This window comes from Novosphingobium sp., from assembly GCF_025351285.1.
In the GTDB taxonomy this organism is placed as follows: domain Bacteria; phylum Pseudomonadota; class Alphaproteobacteria; order Sphingomonadales; family Sphingomonadaceae; genus Novosphingobium.
Map to the genome: position 1 here is coordinate 1 of NZ_JANXWG010000094.1, position 5,411 is coordinate 5,411.

Here is a 5,411-nt window from a genome sequence, read left to right on the forward strand (position 1 = left end):
CGCCGGTGGCCGACCGCCTCGCCGCGGTACCACACCGTTTCGACCACGCCATCGATCGCGCGATCGGCCAGCACGCGTTCGGCATGGTCGCGCGCCAGCACCATGGCCGCATCCCACCCCTGCGCAAACGCCGCATGGCGCCGCCGCAGCACATAAGCCGACTGGAACGACATCCCCACCCGAGCACAAGCATGCCGCACCCGCCCGTTCTCTGCCAGGAACGCCAGAAACCGCACCTGCCGCTCGGGCGTCCAGTGTCTGTAGGAAGGTGACGCATCGGACGGTCCCAAAAGCGGAGCGCCGTCCTGCCCCCCTCCCGCCTGCGGGAGGGGCCGGGGGTGGGCAGCCCCACAAGCAACCCCATCGTCCCCCAAAGCCCCAACCCAAGCCCCCAACCGCCGACAATCCGCCCCCGCGTCGAGCGCCCCGTCTCCGACCCCATCCCCCTCACCCTCAAACCACCGCTGGTTCCTGGCGACCCGCTCCCCCGGAATCCCGATATCGCGCTCCATCGGTATCCACCCCCGCCCGAACGGGCTGGTGGCGTGAGGGAGCGGCTGCGGCTGGTCGGGCTGGTCCATGATCCGTTTCCTTTGCGGAGAACAAAAGGAAAACGGGGTGCGTAGCGCAGGGGATGGGGTGTAGGACAGGGAAGAATCGTCGCCAAGTCAAACCGGGTCAACTTGTCGGAGCGGGGCGTGGCCTTAAACCAAGCCGGTGCGCCTTACCAATCACTGCGTTACGACTAACACCGCCCATAATCTCGGCAATTTCAGCGGCATTCCGTCCGGTCTCCCACAATACCGTTAACTGCCTGACTCTCTGTTCATTCCAATACGGGGGTGCGATTTCCGAAGTTACCTCTTCAGCAAGGTTATCAAGTACAACTTGCTCAATGCCACCATGGATGTATGGTTCTTCGACATGGGTCAACACTGGATACGCCATACCCTCACTATCTTCGATTCCGTGAACGACGGCGGCTTTTATTTCTTCATCAAGATTAGAGAAATTCTGCCATTCGACCGGTAATGTTGCAAAACGGCGAAGTGGCATTCTGGCTCTCACATATGTATCATCTTCTCGGATCAAAATCATCCGACTGCTAAAGGCGGCGCTAGAATTATCTGCAAAAAAGTCAGTCACTCCAAATTCTTCAAGTAAATCATCGAATGCACCGGTAAACTGAATTAGGTCTAGCTGTGGCTTGAACATCCTCATGCCCAATAGGAAATCTATCAATCGGCGATATTTCAAAACGCTTCTTGCAATATCGCGCCCCGAACCGACGCTAATTGACTGGATCACGGCCGCCTTTAGATCTTGGATCTGCTCAATCAATATATCCGCCCTGCGGCCTTCCACAGCCTTTTCCCGCTCATCTCTAAGAAGCCTCTGAAATGTCATGGACCATTGCTTGATTAAATGACTGGAAATATCATCAAAATTGGTGTATTCTATAATTGCGTTATTTAGAGTTCTATGCGTGATGAAGTTAATAAATTCGAAGACGTACTTAGCCGTTTGCGGCTTTTGAATTGAGGGATAGAATATTTCTTCAACGAACGACTTATCCTTGTTAGATTGATATAAATGATGGTCAGAATAGACCTTCGAATCGACAAAAGCAAATAGTGGTATGTTCAGCTCAACAGCCCTCATAACCTCAACTTGAGTAATCGAGAGCTTCTTTTTTTCGGTAATTAAATCAATCTTTGAAGATTCTTTTGCAATTTCATCGAAATCTATGCTAGACAAAGCATCGGGAACGGCTGCCCCTCCGAATCTAGACCCAATCAGTAGAATGATCATGTCTGCATTGTTGACTTCTTTGCCGCAACTGGTATGCGTATGCAATCGGTGATCAAACAGCACATCTGAGTGTTCGCTCATAATGGGCTCATACCCCATTTGCTCAAGTAACGTTCTAACCTGGGCACGCTGCGCACTTAAATCGACGCAGGTAGATGACACAAACACTCTCAAGCCAGCCATAGTCGCCTCCGTAATGTGGCTTTATTGGCTTTTCCAACTTATCACTGCAACATATATTTCGCACTACGTGTCAAATATCTTTTTTCGGGAAATGTTAGCCTGATCAGTCGCACTTTCATCCGCGAAAACCTGCCCCAACCTGAGGCAGCTTCGCAGAAATCAAACGTGGCCGTGCCCCGCAGACCTTCGCGGGCTGTTGGGTGGTCGACCCCCGCATCAATCTTTCCTTCTTCGAAATTCGGGTTGAGTAGACGTTGCGCTTTGGTGCCTTCCCACCCCTAGCCCCTCCCGCAGGCGGGAGGGGGGTCTTGGTTGCGCTTGTGCGGCGGCGGGGCGCTTGGGCGCACTCCCCCTCCACCACCCTTCGGGCGGTCCCCCTCCCCGAGCAAGCTCGGGGAGGATTTAGGATGCGCTACTTTTTCAGCAGCGGCTTAAGGTAATGCCCGGTCACGCTCGCCGGGTTCTTGGCCACCTGCTCGGGGGTGCCTTCGGCCACCAGATAACCGCCGCGGGTGCCGCCTTCGGGACCCAGGTCCAGAATCCAGTCGGCGGTCTTGATCACGTCCAGATTGTGTTCGATCACAACGACGCTGTTGCCCTGGTCGACAAGGCGGTGGAGGACTTCGAGCAGTTTGCGGACGTCTTCGAAGTGCAGGCCGGTGGTGGGTTCGTCGAGGATATACAGCGTGTTGCCGGTGGCGCGGCGGCTCAGTTCCTTGGACAGTTTCACGCGCTGCGCCTCGCCGCCCGAGAGCGTGGTGGCCTGCTGGCCGACCTTGACGTAGCCAAGGCCGACTTCGTTCAGCATCGCCATCTTGTCGCGGATGGGGGGGACGGCCTTGAAGAATTCCTCGGCATCCTCGACCGTCATGTCGAGCACGTCGGCGATGCTGTGGCCCTTGAACTTCACCTCGAGCGTTTCACGGTTGTAGCGTTTGCCGTCGCATTCCTCGCACGTCACGTAAACGTCGGGCAGGAAGTGCATTTCGATCTTGATCAGCCCGTCGCCCTGGCACTTTTCGCAGCGGCCGCCCTTGACGTTGAAGCTGAACCGTCCGGGCTTGTACCCGCGCGCGGCAGATTCGGGCAGGCCGGCGAACCAGTCGCGGATCTGGGTGAAGGCGCCGGTGTAAGTGGCGGGGTTGCTGCGCGGGGTGCGGCCGATCGGGCTCTGGTCGATCTCGATCACCTTGTCGCACAGTTCGAGCCCGGTGATCTTGTCGTGCGCGCCGGCGATCACCCGCGCGCCGTTGAGCGTGCGCGCGGCGCCGGCGTAAAGCGTGTCGAGTGTGAGCGTGGACTTGCCGCTGCCCGATAGCCCCGTCACGCAGACGAACATGCCGAGCGGGAACCTGGCGGTCACGTTCTGGAGGTTGTTGGCGCGGGCGTTGGTGACCACGATCTTGTGGCCGTTGCCCTTGCGGCGTTGCTTGGGCACCTCGATCCGGCGTGCGCCGGTCAGGTACTGGCCGGTGAGGCTGGCGGGGCTGTCGAGGATGTCCTGCAAGCTGCCCTGTGCGACGATCTCGCCACCGTGGACGCCGGCGCCGGGGCCGAGATCGACGATGTGATCGGCGTGGCGGATCGCGTCCTCGTCATGCTCGACCACGATCACGGTGTTGCCGAGATCGCGCAGGCGTTTGAGCGTTTCGAGCAACCGGTCGTTGTCGCGCTGGTGGAGGCCGATGCTGGGTTCGTCGAGCACGTAGAGCACGCCCGACAGGCCCGAGCCGATCTGGCTGGCAAGCCGGATGCGCTGGCTTTCGCCGCCCGAGAGCGTGCCCGAGGTGCGATCGAGGTTGAGGTAATCGAGCCCGACGTTGTTGAGGAAGCCGAGCCGCTCGTTGATCTCTTTCAGGATGGCCTTGGCGATCTGGCTTTGCTGCGCGGTAAGCTTTTGATCGAGCGTGGAAAACCACGCCAGCGCTTCGGCCACCGGGCGGCGGGCGGACATCGAGATATCCTCGCCCGCGATCTTCACCGAAAGCGCCTCGGGCTTGAGCCGCGCGCCGCCGCAGGTCTCGCAGGGTTGCGCGGTCTGGTATTTGCCCAGTTCCTCGCGCATCCAGGCACTCTCGGTTTGCAGCAGGCGGCGGTTGAGGTTGCCGATGACGCCTTCGAACGCCTTCTTGACGGTGTAGCTTTTGCGGCCATCGACGAAGGTGAGCGGGATGGCCTTGCCGCCGGTGCCGTGGAGCACGATCAGGCGGACTTCGCCGGGCAAATCCTCCCACTTGGTGGTGAGGTTGAAGCCGTATTCGGTGGCCAGGCTGGCGAGCACCTGCATGTAGTACGGGCTGGGCGGATTGGACTTGGCCCAGGGCACGATCGCGCCCTGCTTGAGCGTGAGGCCTTCGTTGGGCACGACCAGTTGCGGATCGAACAGCAGCTTTTCACCCAGCCCGTCGCAAGCCGGGCACGCGCCTTGCGGGGCGTTGAAGCTGAACAGGCGGGGTTCGATCGCTTCGAGCGTGAAGCCGCTGACGGGGCAGGCGAATTTCTCGCTGAACACGATGCGGTTGGCGGGGAGGCCGGCGTTTTTCATTGCGCCGATCTTCTCGCCACCTCCGTTCGCATCGAGCGTAGTCGAGATGCCGCGCGCAGGTGTCTCGACTTCGCTCGACACGAACGGAGGTTGGGATTGGAGTTCGGCCACCGTGGTATCGGCCAGGTCCACGTAGGCCAGCCCTTCGGCCAGCCGCAGCGCCTGTTCGAAGCTGTCGGCCAGGCGCGTTTCGATGCCTTCTCGTTCGGAAGTTCTGGCTTTCACCGCGATGCGATCGACCACCACTTCGATGTCGTGCTTGTACTTCTTGTCGAGCGCGGGGGCTTCGTCGATTTCGTGGAAGGCGCCGTCGATGCGCACGCGGGTGTAGCCGGCGCGCTGCCATTCGGCCAGTTCCTTGCGGTATTCGCCCTTGCGCCCGCGCACCACCGGGGCGAGCAGATAGGCGCGCGTGCCCTCGGGCAGCGTCATCACGCGGTCGACCATCTGGCTGACGCTTTGCGCCTCGATCGGCAACCCGGTTGCGGGCGAGTACGGCACCCCCACGCGCGCCCACAGCAGGCGCATGTAGTCGTAGATCTCGGTGACGGTGGCCACGGTCGAGCGCGGGTTGCGGCTGGTGGTTTTCTGCTCGATCGAGATCGCGGGGGAAAGCCCGTCGATATGCTCGACATCGGGCTTCTGCATCATTTCGAGGAACTGGCGCGCGTAGGCGCTCAGCGATTCCACGTAACGCCGCTGCCCTTCGGCATAGATCGTATCGAACGCCAGGCTGGATTTGCCGCTGCCCGACAGCCCGGTGATCACGATCAACTGATCGCGCGGCAGGCTGACATCAAACCCCTTGAGGTTATGCTCGCGCGCGCCGCGAACCGTTATATGCGTGAGACTCATGTCGCGCGATGTTCCA

Annotated in this window: 2 protein-coding genes; both read right to left on the minus strand. The window is 59.8% G+C overall.

The features are described from left to right. Positions 1-678 precede the first annotated feature (678 nt). Positions 679-1,995: a DUF4062 domain-containing protein gene (locus Q0R16_RS19595; protein ID WP_366857572.1), complete on the minus strand. Its 1,317-nt coding sequence runs from the start codon at positions 1,993-1,995 to the stop codon at positions 679-681. A 412-nt stretch (positions 1,996-2,407) separates the two neighbouring features. Beyond that, positions 2,408-5,395: an excinuclease ABC subunit UvrA gene (gene uvrA, locus Q0R16_RS11540; RefSeq protein ID WP_295636045.1), complete on the minus strand. Its 2,988-nt coding sequence runs from the start codon at positions 5,393-5,395 to the stop codon at positions 2,408-2,410. Positions 5,396-5,411: the final 16 nt, after the last annotated feature.